A 15,945-nucleotide genomic window follows, 5' to 3' on the forward strand; every position below is an offset into this window, starting at 1 on the left:
TCACTGAGGCGCTTGCAGCCGCGCGAACAACCGCAACGCATGAGAGGTATCCTGCGCCGCCCCCGGTAGAACCGGATCATAGGCTGCGCGGATCAACTCGGCTATATCAGGGCGCAAAACAGTCGTGCCCCCGGCCACGGCCAAAGGTGACTGCGCGCGAAACGCAGTATCGGACCACAGCAGAATGGTCTGCACCACCTGGCTCAGCGCCAAAGTCTCGGCGGGAACCTTTGACAGTTCGTTGTCCATCCGCAGGAAAACAAAGGCCGCACGGATCGCACCGTCCTCTTCAAACCGGAATATCCGGTACTGGTTGGCATCCGCCGCCACCAGACGATCCACCAGAGGCGCAAGATCCGGGATCAGCCGGTCCAGATCAGGAACTTCCAGCAATTCTTCCCAATCAAGGAAAAAGAAGACCATGCAATTGGCACCCAGTTCCGGGTCGGTCTCGGCCATCTTATGCCCGGCCAAAGCCACCACAGCCTCGAACGCGCCTTTGACAGTGGACAGTGTTTCATCTTCAACGCCAAAGACGATGGGCACGATGGGACGACCCCACCGGGCAAACAGGAACTCACCACTTTCCCGCGTAAACAGCGCTTCGATCTGATCGGGTGTCACGCCCAGCCCTTCATCTTTTCAAAATTACTCCCGCCGGAGGCATAAAATCTTCGGCGCAAGGCTTCAACCAAACAAATCGCTCTGCCCCCGAGGCGCAGCCATCCCCAGATGCGTCCACGCTTTCTGCGCCAACATCCGGCCACGAGGCGTGCGCTGGATCAATCCCTGCTGAAGCAGATACGGCTCGATCACCTCTTCCAGCGAATCTCGGCTTTCGGACAAGGCCGCGGACAAGGTCTCAATCCCCACCGGTCCACCTGCATAATTCTCAGCAATCAGTTTAAGGTACCGGCGGTCTGCGCCATCCAGCCCCAGATTGTCCACCCCCAGACGTGTTAGCGCACCATCTGCCAGCTCGCGGGTGATCCGCCCGTCGCCTTCGACAATGGCAAAATCCACAACCCGCCGCAGCAATCGCCCAGCGATCCGAGGCGTGCCACGTGATCGACGCGCAATCTCACGTGCGCCGTCATCGTCGGCGGGGGCACCTAGCTTGCGGGCATTGCGGGTGACGATCTCGTGCAGTTCACCCACCGTGTAAAACTGCAGCCGGGTAGGAATACCGAACCGGTCGCGCAGAGGCGTGGTCAGCAGACCCATTCGCGTGGTTGCACCGACCAGGGTGAACGGCTGCAGCTCAATCCGAACCGTACGTGCGGCTGGTCCCTCGCCAATGACGAGGTCCAGCTCAAAGTCCTCCATTGCAGGGTAGAGCACTTCCTCCACCGCTGGGTTCAGACGGTGGATTTCGTCGATGAACAACACATCCCGCGATTCCAGATTTGTCAGGATCGCCGCCAGATCCCCGGCCTTGGCCAGCACTGGGCCAGAGGTCATGCGGAAGTTCACCCCCAGCTCACGCGCCATGATCTGGGCCAGAGTCGTCTTCCCCAGCCCCGGCGGACCGTGGAACAGGGTATGATCCATCGCCTCGCCCCGCTGACGCGCGGATTGGATAAAGACGCGCAGGTTGGCCCGCGCTTCGGCCTGGCCGATGAATTCGTCCAGCCCCTGCGGGCGCAATGCCCGGTCTTTGTCCTCGGGCAGAGGATCGGGGCGCAGGGTGGGATCGGCGTCTACCATTCAATCAACCTTTCGGGGCCAACAATTTGAGCGCCGCGCGGATCAGTTCGGCCTCTCCCGCATCAGGCAGGCTGGCCGCCGCTTCGGCCACAGCCGACGCAGCCTCGGAAGGTCCATACCCCAGATTGCCAAGCGCCGACAACGCACCCGCCGAAGCCGCTGCCGATCCCGAGGCGGCTTTCACCGACCGTTTGGGTGCAGGTGCCGGTTCGGCCAACTCGACGACCTCCAGTCCTGGTCCGTCCATCGCCTCGATCACCGTTCCACCCATCGCCATAACACCCGGCGCTTTGTCCTTGAGGTCCAGCACGATGCGCTGTGCCGTCTTCGGCCCGACGCCCTTGGCCGCCTTGACTGCACCCCAATCGCCCAAAGCGATGGCGCGGCTTACACCGTCCGGACCCAACGCAGACAGAATAGCCAGTGAAACCTTGGCCCCAACCCCCTGCACTGAGCACAACAGGCGATGCCATTCTTTTTCGACCAACGAAAGAAACCCGTACAGTTGCATCAAGTCTTCGCGCACGACCATGTCGGTGTAGATTGAGACCGCTTCGCCCACACCCGGTAGCGCGGCCATGGTTCGGTCCGAACAATAGACGATGTAGCCCACGCCCCGCACGTCGATCAGCACGTGATCCGCCGCGCGATAGTCCAACCGGCCCGTCAGTTTTCCAATCATGCCCGAACCTCTTTCATGCGCGCCTGTGGTGCGGTTCCGTAATACGAGTGACAGATGGCAATCGCCAGCGCATCCGCTGCATCCGCACCTTTGGGCTGACAGCCCGGCAGTTGCAATTTGACCATATGCAGGACCTGTTCTTTCTCGGCATGCCCGACACCAACGACCGTTTTCTTCACCCGGTTGGGTGCATATTCGCCCACCGGCAACCCAGCTTGCGCCAACGTCAACAAGGCAACCCCTCGCGCCTGACCAAGCTTGAGCGTACCAGCCCCGTCCTTATTAACGAAGGTTTGTTCAATGGCCGCCTGATCAGGCCGGTGTTCAGCGATAACTTCGACAATCTGGTTGTGCAGCGACAGCAACCGCTCCCCCAGATCATCCCCATCTGATTTGCACAACCCGTTGGCAACATGGGTCAGACGGCTGCCATGCGATTCGATGACGCCCCATCCCAGGGTCCTAAGCCCCGGATCAATGCCCAAAATCCGCATGATGTGCCTCGGCCTGCTAGGGTTTTTGTGATCTTTATGTCCGATTAGCACGAAGCGTGAACATTTTCCAAGAGAATTGACGCATTGGCTGAAAACGACACACCTATCTCAGAGACGACAAAACGGCCTGTTTGCGACCGCGAAAAGTCTGATTTCGACACTTTTCTTAACGCCAAAATGGCCAATAAATTAAGGGTTCTTAATGGAAAATCTGGCTTGCAAAAATTGCATAGGACACATGCAATTTCTGCACTTGCACAGGTAAATCGACATCACTAGATGCCGCTCAGATCGGTTGATCAAGATTTGAACTTTAACAGAAGGAAACAGGATATGGCTGCACTGGACACTACCCGCATCGCCACCACTGGCTCGTTCGGCCTCGTTGGCCGTATCGGCGCAACATTCGCATCGGTCGTAAACGCGGCAATCGAATGGAATGACGCCCGCGCGACCCGCAATGCCCTGAACGGTCTGACGGATCGCGAGCTGGATGATATCGGCCTGTGCCGTGGCGATATTGACGTCGTGGCAGAAGGTCGTCGCTAAGACGATACCACCACTCGCATACCCCTACCCCTTTCCTTAGGGGAACAACAGAACGCCGCGCATACGAAATGCGCGGCGTTCTGTTACAAGTAAGCCGGTTTTAACGGATAAAGCCGTTGATCTGAGACGCCAGATATTCTGACAGCGGATCGATCTGCATGACCCATGCACCAGCTTTTTCCACCGACGTGCCCTGCGCCAGACTATCAACACGGTATTGGTAAGCCGAAGCGCCAAGGCTGCTCAGCAAAAACGTCTTAAACGCAAACAATCCGGCAAGACAAATCAGAAGCATTTTTGCCGGAACCGCAGATTTGACCCGCTGTGGTTTCATAACAACAAGGCCATCCTTGCGCATCGTGGCGCGATAACCCCGGCTCAGCTTGGCATGCTTCTTGTTCAGGCGATGAACGCGCTGATCAAATTCCAGTTGTTTTCCCGTCATGGCAGCCTCCTCAAGAACCGCCCCCGTAACCACGTTATGACGGTAGTTGCAGATTGCGACAAAAACGAGGCGAGAATCCACGAAACTCCTGTAAATGGTCTAATTTTAGCCCTGTTTTGTTAAGATTAGCGTCGTCCACTCACCAATCTCGTCCCTTTTGGTCAGATTGAACCCATTCTGCGAATAAACTGAGACTACATCATCGGCTTGTTCATTGAGGATTCCCGACAGGATCGCATGCCCGCCTTCGCGCAGATTCGCTCCTATTTCGGGTGACAATGCGACGAGTGGGCCCTTCAGGATATTGGCGAAAATCAAATCGTAAGGGGCTTTCGATTTCAGATCGGGGTGGTCGAACCCGGCGGCCTCGACACAGTGGACCTGACCAGCCATGTCATTGGCCTTCAAGTTGGCCTCGGCCACATCCACGGCAACCTGATCAATGTCACTGGCGATGATATCACCGTCCCAGACACGCGCGGCGGCCATCGCCAGAACGGCGGTGCCACAGCCGATATCGGCCACCTTGGTCGCTTCGAAGCCGTCATTGAGCAAGTGATCCAGCGCCTTGAGGCAGCCCAGCGTGGTGCCGTGATGGCCGGTGCCGAAAGCCATCGCCGCCTCGATTAACAATGGGATGCGTCCCTCGGGCAACTTGTCGGCGTCATGGCTGCCATAAACAAAGAACCGCCCAGCTTCGACCGGGGCCAGCTCGCGGCGCACGTGGGCGACCCAATCCGTTTCGGGCAATTCGGACACCACGAACGGCTTGGCCTCGAACGCAGCGGCCAATACGGCCAAAGCGGTTTCATCAGGCGCTTCGGTGAAGTAACCGCCAACCTCCCACAGGCCCGAACCGTCCTCGACCTCGAACACGCCAACGCCTGTGGGTTCCGGGTCCAGACGCTCCATCGCTTCGCCCAGACCTTCGGCGGCTTTCTTGCCGGTCAGAGTGGTAAGCGCGGTGAATGTGGGCATGGGGGCCTCCTATCTCAGTTGAGACAGCGCCTAGGGCGTGGGCCCGCCAAGGTCAAGCTCTGGAGATTACTCCGCAGGTGCCGGCGCGTATTTCGACAGGATGGTTTCATTACCCGGTTCAGGGTGACGCGGGATCAGCATCGACAGCGCCAGTGAAATCAGGGCCATCGCAGCGGCCAAACCAAAGACCGCGCCGGGGGAAACGACCCACAACAGGCCCAGCAGCGCAGGCAGAAAGACGGCCGCAATGTGATTGATGGTGAACGCCACAGCCGCCGTGGGCGCAATATCCGCCGGGTCAGCGATCTTTTGGAAATAAGTCTTCAAAGCCAGCGCCAACGCAAACAGCACGTGGTCGATCACATAGAGGATGGCCGCTAGCAGAACGCCCCAACCAAACCAGTAGATACCACCATAAGCCGCGAAAACGATAGCCAGACCTGCGTATTCGAATATCAGCGTGCGCCGTTCCCCGAACTTTGCCACGGCTTTACCAAGCAAGGGCGCTGCGGCCATGTTGATCACCAGATTGATCAGGTACAGGCTGGTGAGTTCGTGCACTTCAAAGCCGAACTTTTCGACCATCATAAAGCCTGCGAACACGACAAAAATCTGCCGACGCGCACCTGCCATGAATTGCAACGCGTAATACAGCCAATAGCGTTTGCGCAGGATCAATTTCTTGGTCTGCGGGGTCGGCGCGTCGAATTGCGGGTAAGCAAGTAGACAAAGCAGCGCCAGCACCGCGGTAACGCCGCCTGTGAGCATGAACACCGTGTTGTAGGACAGATCGAACCGGTCCCAGGTCAGCACGATCAGGCCATAAACAACCGCCGTCGCGGCCGAGCCCATGGCCACCAGCCAGCCCAGAATCTGCGGAGCGCGATCCTTGGGCAACCACTGCAATTGCAATGACTGATTGACCGTTTCGTAGTAGTGAAAACCGATCGAGCTGAACAACGTCACGAACAACAACCCACCAAGGCTGGGGAACCACGCCGTCACTGCTGTTGCCACCCCCAGCATCATCAGCGAGATCATGGCCAGCACCTGCTCGCGGATGAATATGATTACTGCGATGACGCCAATGGCCAGAAATCCCGGGATTTCGCGCACGGTATGCAGCAATCCGATATCCGCGCCATCGAAATTCGCCACCTCAATGACGAAATTGTTCAGTAGCGCGCTCCAACCATTGAACGCGATGGGCATGGTCAGCGCCATCATGAACAAGAGCGTGATGGGACGGCGCCAGAACGGAAGGCTCTGCGCCTCGGACAAGGGCATTGGTTTCAACATGGGACCCCTCTACGCCCATTTTTTTGCTTTGGCGAGAGGGTTGGCGCACAACTGCCCTGCGCGTATGCAGACGTCAGTAGAAACTCTGCGGGTCTATATCGACGGTCAGACGAATGTCACCTTTCAGGCGCAAAGGTGCGATCCAGCGGGCGATGGCGTCCTGAATCGGCGCGCCCTTTGGAGCCTTGACCAGCAGGCGTACGCGATGTCGCCCCCGGATTCGCGCAATGGGCGCGGGAGCGGGGCCAAAAACCTGCGCCCCCACGTCGCGCAACGGCGCATCGTTTCGCGCCATTGCATTACCTATATCGAAAACCGGCCCGACCTCTGGACCGGACAGAACGATCCCCGCCATCCTGCCATAAGGCGGCACTCCAGCAGCTTGCCGCCCGGCGGCTTCGGCTTTCCAGAACCCCTCTTCATCGCCCGACAGGATCGCCCGGATCACCGGATGTTCCGGTTGAAAGGTCTGCAACAGCGCCTGCCCCGGCTTATCCGCACGCCCCGCGCGACCGGCGACCTGCCGCATCAATTGGAACGTCCGTTCCGCCGCCCGCAGATCAGCCCCATGCAGACTGAGATCGGCATCAATTACGCCCACCAATGTTAGCTTGGGAAAGTTATGTCCCTTGGCCACCAGTTGCGTGCCGATAACAATATCCGCGTCGCCCTCTGCAATCTCTTCGATCTTAGCTTTCAACGCGCGGGCTGAACCGAACAGATCGGAACTCAGCATCGCAATCTTGGCTTCGGGAAACGTCGCTTCGGCCTCCTCCGCCAGCCGCTCAATTCCTGGCCCAACTGGGGCCAGCTTACCCTCAACCCCGCAAGAGGGGCAGGCATCAGGCATTGGCTTGGTCTCACCGCATTGATGGCACATAAGGCGCTTGAGGAATCGGTGCTCGACCATCCGCGCGTCGCAATGGTCACAGGCGATCTGTTCACCACACGCCCGACACAGCGTGACGGGCGCGTACCCACGGCGGTTGATGAACAGCAGTGACTGCTCGCCCCGTTCAATCCGCTGCCGCACAGCCTGCCGCAGCGACGGAGAAATCCACGTTCCCGGCTGCATCTGCTCGGCCCGCATGTCGATGGGCTTCATCTCGGGCAGCACCGCCGCGCCGAACCGCGAAGTCAGGTCCAACCGCTCGTATTTTCCGGCCTCGGCATTGGCCCAGCTTTCCAACGATGGTGTCGCACTCGCCAGAACCACGCGTCCGCCGCAGATGGCCGAGCGCAGAATCGCCATGTCCCGCGCGCTGTAATGCACGCCGTCTTCCTGCTTGTACGAGGTGTCGTGTTCCTCATCGACCACCACCAGCCCCAAATCGCGGAACGGCAGGAACAACGCCGACCGCGCGCCCACGACCAATTGCGCGCCCCCCTGCCCGACCATCCGCCAAACCCGGCGGCGTTCGGTCATAGTCGCCCCAGAATGCCACTCGGCAGGCCGAGCGCCGAAACGCGCCTCGACCCGTGTCAGAAATTCTGCGGTCAGGGCAATTTCAGGCAGCAGCACCAACGCCTGCCGTCCCATTCGCAGCGCCTCGGCCACCGCTTCCAGATAAACCTCGGTCTTGCCCGAGCCTGTCACCCCTTTTAGCAGCGTTGTGCCATAATCTCCGGTCCGTTGCCCTGCCTGCAATCGGGCCACGGCAGTTGACTGATCCTCGGTCAGTTGTTTCCCGGGCAGGTCCGGGTCCAAATGTGGATAAGGCAGATCGCGCGGGCTGTCCTCTTCCCGAACTGCGCCCTGTTTCACCAGCCCCTTGACGACCGAGGACGTTACTCCTGCCTGTTCGGCCAGCTCTTTCAACGTGAACGCCAGCCCGCCGTAATCTCGCAGCGCCTCAAGCACACGGGTCCGCGCGTCAGTCATCCGATCCGGCTCAGCATCGCCAAGGCGGTAAATCTTGCGCATCGACGGCGGATCACCCAGCCCTGGCGCGCGCGTCGCCAGCCGCAGCATCGCAGGCATCGGCGTCAGCGTGTAATCGGCTACTTTCCCCAAGAAAACGCGCATCTCTTCGCGCATCGGCGCAACCTCAAGCACCCGGATCACCGACCGCGCCTTGCTGATGTCAAAGCCGCCCTGCCCCGGCCCCCAAACCACACCCAGCACCTTGCGCGGCCCCAAGGGCACCTCGACAAACGCACCCAGAAAACACCCACCTTCGGGCGCCTTGTAGTCCAACGTCCGGTCCAGCGGCTGCGTGGTTAGAACCGCCACCAGTTCACCTTGGTCAAAATACTCCTGAGTGCTCACCGCATCTCCTAGTCAGGGGGTTTCAGCATGGGTCTCTTTGAGGTAAAGGCATCCGCGACCAAGGCCAACCCATCAAAGGACTGCCCTCATGAAATTCTTCGTAGACACCGCCGAGATTGACGCCATCGCCGAACTGAACGATCTGGGCATGGTGGACGGCGTAACCACCAACCCCTCGCTGATCCTGAAGTCGGGCCGCGACATTCTGGAAGTCACCAAAGAGATTTGTGATCTGGTCGACGGCCCCGTGTCCGCCGAAGTCGTCGCCACCGAAGCCGAAGACATGATCGCCGAAGGCCGCAAGCTGGCCAAGATCGCGCCGAACATCGCCGTCAAAGTCCCGCTGACATGGGCCGGCCTAAAAACCTGTAAGACGCTGACTGACGAAGGTCAGATGGTCAATGTCACACTGTGCTTTTCGACCAATCAGGCCATTCTGGCGGCCAAAGCAGGCGCGACCTTTATCTCGCCCTTCATTGGCCGTCTGGACGACATCAACCTCGATGGTATGGACCTGATCGCCGACATCCGCCAAGTCTATGACAACTATGGGTTCGAGACCGAAATCCTCGCCGCCTCGATCCGCACCGTGAACCACGTGACCGACAGCGCTCGCATCGGCGCGGACGTGATCACCGCCCCTCCGGGCGTTATCAAGAAACTGGCTGATCACCCGCTAACCGACAAAGGTCTGGAAACCTTCCTGGCCGACTGGGCCAAAACTGGCCAAAAAATCCTGTAAGTTTTGCGCACCCGCGCGGCGCCCGCGGGCGCCGCGCCCGGCCCAACTGCAAATCCTTATTTTAAGATCAGGATGTTGCAGGCGGGAGCCTTTCCGACACATCCCCATATGAATTCCACTTTTGCCTGTATTTTTCCCAAGGCAAATCCGGCATGTCGTGTTATAAGCCGCTCAACAAAAAAAGACCGGACGGGACATGAGCAGCAACACCAAACTCAAGGATAATCTCCGCGCGGCGATTCTGGCCGAGCCAGACGCAGTTCTGGACGACAAGGATCTGATGCAGGCGTTGGTGTCTGCCAACGAACAGGCCCGCGGGGACAACGTAGTCGACCTGCGTGGCATCGCGATGCAACGGCTCGAAGCCCGGCTGGATCGGCTTGAGGATACACATCGGTCGGTCATCGCGGCAGCATATGAAAATCTCGCAGGCACCAATCAAGTGCACCGCGCCATCTTGCGCCTGCTGGACCCAGTCGAGTTCGAAGATTTCCTAAGCACCCTGGGCGGCGAAGTCGCCGAGATTCTGCGCGTCGACCACATAACACTGGTTCTTGAAACTACGGTCGTGCAAGAAGACCCAGCCATTGAAAAGTTGGGGGGCGTTTTGACCGTGGTCGAACCAGGTGCGATTGACGCCTATCTTAGCCAGGACCGCGGCGGCCCTGCGCGCGAGGTCGTTCTGCGTCAGATGCCGAACCCGAGCCCACGAATTTTTGGCCCAATGGCTAGCCAACTCCGATCCGAGGCTTGCCTGAAGTTGAATTTCGGAGCGGGTCGCCTGCCCGGAATGATCGTCATGGGTGCAAAAGACGCCAACCACTTTACACCTCAATTGGGCACCGATCTGCTGGCCTTCTTCGCTGGCGTCTTCGAACGCTCGATGCGCCACTGGCTGTCGTGAGCCTGATTTCCCCAGCCTGCCGCGATGCGTTGCAGCATTGGCTGGACAGTCTGGGGGCTTTGGCCGGGCGGTCTGAAAACACGCAGACCGCCTATCGCGGCGACGTCACTGATTTTCTTTCATTCATCACCCTGCACCACAGCGAACGACAGGGTCTGGCCGCTTTGGCGCGGATCACGGTTTCTGACATGCGTGCCTGGATGGCAGATCAGCGCGCTTCGGGGGTCGGTGCGCGATCACTGGCCCGCAAACTTTCGGCTGTCAAAAGCTTTTACCGCTGGTTGTCTGAACGTGAGGGGTTCGAACCCACCGCCGTTCTGTCCACCCGAGCGCCGAAATTCACCAAGAAACTGCCGCGACCATTGGCCGAAGACGCCGCGCGCGCGATGATAGATACGGTTGAACTGCAATCGACCAACGACTGGGTCTCAGCCCGTGATGTGGCCGTGGTCACGCTGCTTTATGGTTGTGGGTTACGCATATCCGAGGCGCTCTCTCTGACAGGAGCCGATGCGCCGCTGCCTGAAACGCTGCGCATCGTTGGTAAAGGCAACAAAGAGCGGATCGTTCCCGTCCTGCCCGCCGCACGCGCTGCGGTGGAACGCTACGTACAGCTTTGCCCGCACCCACAGGCTAATGACGCCGCCCTGTTTCGCGGAGTACGTGGCGGCCCGCTGAATCCACGCGCGATCCAAGAGGTGATGGCCAAGGCCCGCATGCAACTTGGTTTGCCGGCAACGGCCACACCACACGCGATGCGGCACAGTTTTGCGACCCATCTTCTGTCTGCCGGAGGTGACCTGCGCGCCATTCAGGAACTGCTTGGACACGCATCGCTTTCAACCACCCAGACCTACACGGCCGTCGACACTGCGCGATTGATGGAAGTCTACAACCGCGCCCACCCCAAAGCCTGACGCAACACTGCATCGTTACGTGGCACATTCACCCATGTTTGGCTTTTGGTTTGCATCTGCCGAACGCATCGTCCATGACACCTGCATGACACTCAGATTCAAAGCACTTTCCGTCCATCTGTTCACCGCGACCGGAGCCGTCTTCGCCATGTTGGCCATGCTGGCCGCAGTCGAGGAGAAATGGAGCCTGATGTATCTGTGGCTGGTCGTTTCGTTCATCGTGGACGGCATCGACGGCCCCTTGGCCCGACACTACCACGTCAAGAAGAACGCGCCCGAGTTCGACGGGGTGCTTCTGGATTTGATCATCGACTATCTGACCTATGTGTTCATTCCGGCCTTTGCTCTGTTCAAGTCCGGGCTGATGGACGGCTGGACCGGCTGGTTTGCCATCATCGTCATCACCTTCGCCAGCGCGATGTATTTTGCCGACACGCGAATGAAAACAAAGGATAATTCCTTTTCTGGCTTCCCCGGATGCTGGAATATGTTCGTCATCGTCGTCTTCGCGCTGGAACCCAATTTCTGGATCATCCTGCTGTTGGTTTCAGTTCTGTCGCTGGCCATGTTCCTGCCACTGAAATTCATTCACCCGGTCCGCACCGAGCGGTGGCGCTCGGTCTCGCTGCCCATCGCGTTCGCGTGGACATTCTTTGCCGGTTGGGCCGCATGGGTTGATTTTCACCCGGAAAGCTGGGCGCATTGGGGCTTGGTCGTAACCAGCCTGTACTTGGTGTTCGCAGGAATTGCGCAGCAGATCATTCCGCAGCGCAAAAGCGTGGATTATAGGACTTCCTGAACCTCGAACTCGGTGCCGTTATGGGTAAAGACGTCACCCTCTTGCAGGCCAACCATCGCCAGATAGATCGGGCTTTGGGTTGAAATACCCATATAGGTTTTGCCATCCACATCGAACCGGGTGGTCGATACACAAACGACAAAGCGTCGGTTGTTGAACTTGACCACTGCACCGGGCTGCACGGTGTCAGTAATGCTGAAATCCGTATTCTCGATCACGTCGATCTTGGCATGATGCGCATGGACCGGGGCGTCAAAGGCCGCCGCCAAATCCGCATTCTCGCGCGAGGCGGCGATGTCATCCTTGTCATGCCCTTCCCGGTCATCCAGTTGGGAATCCTTCAGAAACGCATCGTAATGGGCCTGCGCGGTTGCCAATTCCTGCTCTTCCAGTGACATCAGTCGGTCGATAATGGCCTTTTTACGGGCGGCTGGGTCGGTTTGGGCGGTCATGCAATGCGATCCTTTGAATTCTCTATCTGATACAAGTTGAGCCTCAACCAGCCGGATTGCAACAGAATTCCGCCTATCAGATCAGCAGGCCTGCCGCCCGTTCATGGCGCAGCAGGGCAACTTTGGTCTCGATCCCGCCGTCACCGGAAAACCCACCAATTCCGTTCGCGGCCAGTACCCGGTGGCACGGGATGATAACCGGGATCGGGTTGGCGCCACACGCCTGCCCCACCGGCTGCGGGGGTTGCCCCAGCTCTTTGGCGATATCGCCATAGGTTCGGGTTTCGCCCAAAGGGATTGCAAACATCAGATCGCAAACCTGTCGCTGAAACTCGGACCCGGCCACGTGATATGGCAGATCAAAGCGATCCAGTTGCCCCTGATCATAGGCCCTCAACTGGGCGGCAGCTTCTTGCAATAAAGGCGTCTCTCGCCCCTCATCCTTGCCGTTCCAGACAAGGCGAGTGATGGCCCCGTTGGCTTCTTCGACTCCAAGGCGACCAAATTGGGTATCAACAGCAATCATAGGCATAAGCGCAGCGTTTCAGATCGCACTGCCCGGCGCAACGAAAAACCCCCGGTAAAGGACCGGGGGTTTTTAAACTTAGCTCAGCGCCTCGTCGCAGCGTCCGCAGACGCCTGCATGGGCATGGCGGCCCACATCGGGCAGGATCTTCCAGCACCGCTGGCACTTCTCGCCTTCGGCCTTTTCGAATACCACCGCGACGCCCTCAATTTCGGGCACGCGGAACGCCTCGGCCGGGGCTGGGTCGCCGGTGATGGTCAGACCCGAGGTGATGCACATGTCGTCGACATCGAAGGTCGCCAGCAAATCGCGGGTTTCGCCATCTTCAACATGCACGATCGGCGCGGCCTCAAGGCTGGAACCGATCACCTTGTCCTGACGCTGGATTTCCAGCGCAGCGGTTACGGCACGGCGGACGCGGCGCACTTTGGCCATGTTGGCCTCTAGTTCCGCATCGCGCCAATCGGCGGGCGTGTCCGGGAAATCCACCAGATGGACCGAGCTGTCATCGCCCGGGAACCGCTCTAGCCAGACCTCTTCCATGGTGAACACCAGAACCGGGGCCAGCCATGTCGTCAGGCGGTGAAACAGGATGTCCAGCACGGTGCGCGCCGCCCGGCGACGCAGGTTGTCGCCGTCGCAGTACAGCGCATCCTTGCGGACGTCGAAGTAGAAGGATGACAGATCAACCGTGGCAAAGGTGAAGACGGCGCTGAACACACCCTGGAAGTCGAAAGACGCATAGCCCTTGCGCACCTGCTCATCCAGATCGGCCAGTCGGCTGAGGACCCAGCGCTCCAGACGCGGCATATCCTCGAGCGCAACGCGATCTGCTTCGGTGAAGTCAGCCAGCGATCCCAGCATGAACCGCATCGTGTTGCGCAGGCGGCGATAGCTGTCGGCGGTACCTTTCAGGATCTCCGGCCCGATCCGCTGGTCAGCGGTATAGTCGGTCTGAGCCACCCACAGACGCAGGATATCGGCGCCGTATTGCTTTACGACCTCTTCCGGCACGATGGTGTTGCCCAGCGATTTAGACATCTTGTTGCCCTTGGCGTCCAGCGTGAAGCCATGGGTCACCACGTTGCGGTACGGCGCGCGGCCCTTGGTGCCGCACGCTTGCAGCATCGACGAGTGGAACCATCCCCGGTGCTGGTCGGTGCCTTCCATGTAGACGTCGGCGATGCCATCCTCGGTGCCATCCTCACGGTCGCGCAGAACAAAGGCGTGGGTCGAACCCGAGTCGAACCACACGTCCAGCACGTCAAACACCTGATCGTAATCGTCAGGGTTGGCGATGCCGTCCAGCACCTGCTCTTTGAACCCATCGGTGTACCAGATGTCTGCGCCGTCCTTCTCAAACGCCGCTTTGATGCGGGCGTTGAGGTCTTCGTTGCGCAAAAGGTAATCCGCATCGGTCGGCAGAGCGCCCTTCTTGGTGAAGCAGGTCAGCGGCACACCCCACGCGCGCTGGCGGGACAGCACCCAATCCGGGCGCGCTTCGATCATCGAATACAGGCGGTTGCGACCGGTCTGCGGCGTCCATTTCACCAACTCGTCGATGGATCGCAGGGCGCGTTCGCGGATGGTGTCGCCCATCTCGCCCATACCGTCATCCAGCTTGCGGTCGACGGATGCAAACCACTGCGGCGTATTGCGGTAGATGATCGGCGCTTTCGAGCGCCACGAATGCGGATAGCTGTGCTTGATCTTGCCGCGCGCCAGCAGCCCGCCGACCTCGACCAGCTTATCGATCACGGCCTTGTTCGCATCACCCTCGCCACCCTTGCGGGACAGGATGTATTTGCCGCCAAAGAACGGCAGATCGGCGCGGAACGAGCCATCGTCCATCACATTATAGGTGATGACCTGCTCAAGCATGCCCAGATCGCGATAGAGTTCGAATTCCTCCATCCCGTGCGACGGCGCGCAGTGAACGAAGCCGGTGCCTTCGGTATCGGTCACGAATTCGGCAGCGCGGAAATCGCGGATGTCGTCCCATTCGCCATTGCCACCCTCGGCCCCGGCCAGCGGGTGGGTCAGTTGGGCGCCCGCCAGTTCATCTGCAGTCACGTCACGAACGCGAGTCCACTGGTCGTCGTTCAGACGCGCGCGGCCCAGAACGTCGGCAGCCAGATTGTCGGCCAGCAGGAACTTGTCCCCGACATTCGCCCAGCACTCCTCTGGAGCGCCGGTGACTTCGTAGAGGCCGTAGGAAATGTCTTTACCATACACGACCGCTTTGTTTGATGGCATCGTCCATGGAGTGGTCGTCCAGATCACTACGTAAGCGCCCACTAAATCACGGTTCTCTAATTGCTGACCGTCTCCACCGACTGGGTCAACGACCTTGAACTTCACCCAGATGGTGAAACTCTCCTTGTCGTGATACTCGACCTCGGCCTCAGCCAAAGCGGTCTTTTCGATGGGCGACCACATCACGGGTTTTGAGCCCTGATACAGCGTGCCGTTCATCAGGAACTTCATGAACTCGTCGGCGATCACGGCTTCGGCGTGATAGTCCATGGTGATATAAGGATCGGCCCAGTTGCCGGTGATGCCCAGACGCTTGAACTCTTCGCGCTGGATGTCGATCCAGCCTTCGGCGAACTTGCGGCATTCCTGACGGAAATCGACAACGTTCACCTCGTCCTTGTTCTTGCCCTTCTTGCGGTACTGTTCCTCGATCTTCCACTCGATCGGCAGGCCGTGGCAATCCCAACCCGGCACGTATCGTGCGTCAAAGCCCATCATCTGATGCGACCGCACGATCATGTCCTTGATGGTCTTGTTCAGCGCGTGGCCGATATGCAGGTGGCCGTTCGCATAGGGCGGGCCATCGTGCAGAGTAAAGGGCGTGCGGCCCTCTTTTTCGCGCAGGCGGTCGTAGACGCCGATGGTCTCCCACCGCTCCAACCATGCGGGTTCGCGCTTGGGCAGGCCAGCGCGCATGGGGAATTCGGTTTTGGGCAGGTTCAGCGTGTCTTTGTAGTCAGGTGTCTGGATCGTGTCGGCGCACATTGGGAGCGTCCTTTGGATGATCTGGTCGTACTAGGATCGAAGCGGTCGGTGCGAGTTCTCAAACACCTTTGCCCGGCGTCTCAGAGGGTCAGAGCGCCGGGGATATAATTCGAATAATGATGGCCAAACGGTCATACATGGCCGCGCTTATAGGACGCCCG

The 15,945-nt window shown here is 59.2% G+C and carries 16 protein-coding genes; 5 read left to right on the forward strand and 11 right to left on the reverse strand.

What is annotated here, in order from left to right; translation table 11 throughout:
- From ACR0LN_RS06630 to ruvC, 4 genes are all read right to left on the reverse strand, one after another.
- Positions 1 to 624 (reverse strand): hypothetical protein, encoded by a 624-nt coding sequence (locus tag ACR0LN_RS06630; protein ID WP_480428546.1) that lies wholly within the window; start codon positions 622 to 624, stop codon positions 1 to 3.
- A 63-nt stretch (positions 625 to 687) separates the two neighbouring features.
- Positions 688 to 1,707 (reverse strand): Holliday junction branch migration DNA helicase RuvB, encoded by a 1,020-nt coding sequence (gene ruvB / locus ACR0LN_RS06635; RefSeq protein WP_480428547.1) that lies wholly within the window; start codon positions 1,705 to 1,707, stop codon positions 688 to 690.
- A 4-nt stretch (positions 1,708 to 1,711) separates the two neighbouring features.
- A complete protein-coding gene (gene ruvA / locus ACR0LN_RS06640) occupies positions 1,712 to 2,389 on the reverse strand; it encodes a Holliday junction branch migration protein RuvA (RefSeq protein ID WP_480428548.1) in 678 nt (225 codons plus the stop codon).
- On the reverse strand, positions 2,386 to 2,883 hold the full coding sequence (ruvC, locus tag ACR0LN_RS06645; RefSeq protein ID WP_480428549.1) for a crossover junction endodeoxyribonuclease RuvC: 498 nt from the start codon (positions 2,881 to 2,883) through the stop codon (positions 2,386 to 2,388). Before ruvC ends, ruvA begins: the two co-directional genes overlap by 4 nt.
- 333 nt (positions 2,884 to 3,216) lie before the next feature.
- Between ruvC and ACR0LN_RS06650 the strand changes: the two genes are divergently transcribed.
- Positions 3,217 to 3,432, forward strand: coding sequence for a DUF1127 domain-containing protein (locus tag ACR0LN_RS06650; RefSeq protein ID WP_480428550.1), 216 nt, complete (start codon positions 3,217 to 3,219; stop codon positions 3,430 to 3,432).
- A gap of 100 nt (positions 3,433 to 3,532) precedes the next feature.
- Here the strand turns inward: ACR0LN_RS06650 and ACR0LN_RS06655 are convergent, their stop codons facing one another.
- From ACR0LN_RS06655 to ACR0LN_RS06670, 4 genes are all read right to left on the reverse strand, one after another.
- Complete coding sequence (locus tag ACR0LN_RS06655) at positions 3,533 to 3,877, reverse strand: hypothetical protein (RefSeq protein ID WP_480428551.1); 345 nt, start codon at positions 3,875 to 3,877, stop codon at positions 3,533 to 3,535.
- A gap of 105 nt (positions 3,878 to 3,982) precedes the next feature.
- Positions 3,983 to 4,855, reverse strand: a complete 873-nt coding sequence (locus tag ACR0LN_RS06660) for a 50S ribosomal protein L11 methyltransferase (RefSeq protein ID WP_480428552.1) — start codon at positions 4,853 to 4,855, stop codon at positions 3,983 to 3,985.
- A 66-nt stretch (positions 4,856 to 4,921) separates the two neighbouring features.
- Positions 4,922 to 6,154 carry an MFS transporter gene (locus ACR0LN_RS06665; protein ID WP_480428553.1) on the reverse strand — a complete coding sequence of 411 codons (1,233 nt, stop codon included), beginning with the start codon at positions 6,152 to 6,154 and terminating at the stop codon, positions 4,922 to 4,924.
- Positions 6,155 to 6,227: 73 nt separating this feature from the next.
- A complete protein-coding gene (locus ACR0LN_RS06670; RefSeq protein WP_480428554.1) occupies positions 6,228 to 8,423 on the reverse strand; it encodes a primosomal protein N' in 2,196 nt (731 codons plus the stop codon).
- Positions 8,424 to 8,511: 88 nt separating this feature from the next.
- Between ACR0LN_RS06670 and fsa the strand changes: the two genes are divergently transcribed.
- The 4 genes from fsa to ACR0LN_RS06690 all read left to right on the forward strand — a co-directional run bounded on the left by fsa (position 8,512) and on the right by ACR0LN_RS06690 (position 11,785).
- On the forward strand, positions 8,512 to 9,165 hold the full coding sequence (gene fsa / locus ACR0LN_RS06675) for a fructose-6-phosphate aldolase (RefSeq protein WP_170404410.1): 654 nt from the start codon (positions 8,512 to 8,514) through the stop codon (positions 9,163 to 9,165).
- 196 nt (positions 9,166 to 9,361) lie between these two features.
- Positions 9,362 to 10,069 (forward strand): DUF484 family protein, encoded by a 708-nt coding sequence (locus ACR0LN_RS06680; protein WP_480428555.1) that lies wholly within the window; start codon positions 9,362 to 9,364, stop codon positions 10,067 to 10,069.
- A complete protein-coding gene (locus tag ACR0LN_RS06685) occupies positions 10,066 to 10,986 on the forward strand; it encodes a tyrosine recombinase XerC (RefSeq protein WP_480428556.1) in 921 nt (306 codons plus the stop codon). Before ACR0LN_RS06680 ends, ACR0LN_RS06685 begins: the two co-directional genes overlap by 4 nt.
- An 85-nt stretch (positions 10,987 to 11,071) precedes the next feature.
- Complete coding sequence (locus ACR0LN_RS06690) at positions 11,072 to 11,785, forward strand: CDP-alcohol phosphatidyltransferase family protein (RefSeq protein ID WP_480428557.1); 714 nt, start codon at positions 11,072 to 11,074, stop codon at positions 11,783 to 11,785.
- Here the strand turns inward: ACR0LN_RS06690 and ACR0LN_RS06695 are convergent.
- The 3 genes from ACR0LN_RS06695 to ileS all read right to left on the reverse strand — a co-directional run bounded on the left by ACR0LN_RS06695 (position 11,770) and on the right by ileS (position 15,784).
- Entirely contained in the window at positions 11,770 to 12,237 is a 468-nt protein-coding gene (locus ACR0LN_RS06695; RefSeq protein WP_480428558.1) for a hypothetical protein, read from the reverse strand. The genes ACR0LN_RS06690 and ACR0LN_RS06695 overlap by 16 nt on opposite strands.
- A 76-nt stretch (positions 12,238 to 12,313) precedes the next feature.
- Positions 12,314 to 12,769, reverse strand: a complete 456-nt coding sequence (locus ACR0LN_RS06700; protein WP_480428559.1) for a methylated-DNA--[protein]-cysteine S-methyltransferase — start codon at positions 12,767 to 12,769, stop codon at positions 12,314 to 12,316.
- A 72-nt stretch (positions 12,770 to 12,841) separates the two neighbouring features.
- Positions 12,842 to 15,784, reverse strand: a complete 2,943-nt coding sequence (ileS, locus tag ACR0LN_RS06705) for an isoleucine--tRNA ligase (RefSeq protein WP_480428560.1) — start codon at positions 15,782 to 15,784, stop codon at positions 12,842 to 12,844.
- Positions 15,785 to 15,945: the final 161 nt, after the last annotated feature.

It is taken from the genome of Ruegeria sp. AA6 (assembly GCF_056542865.1).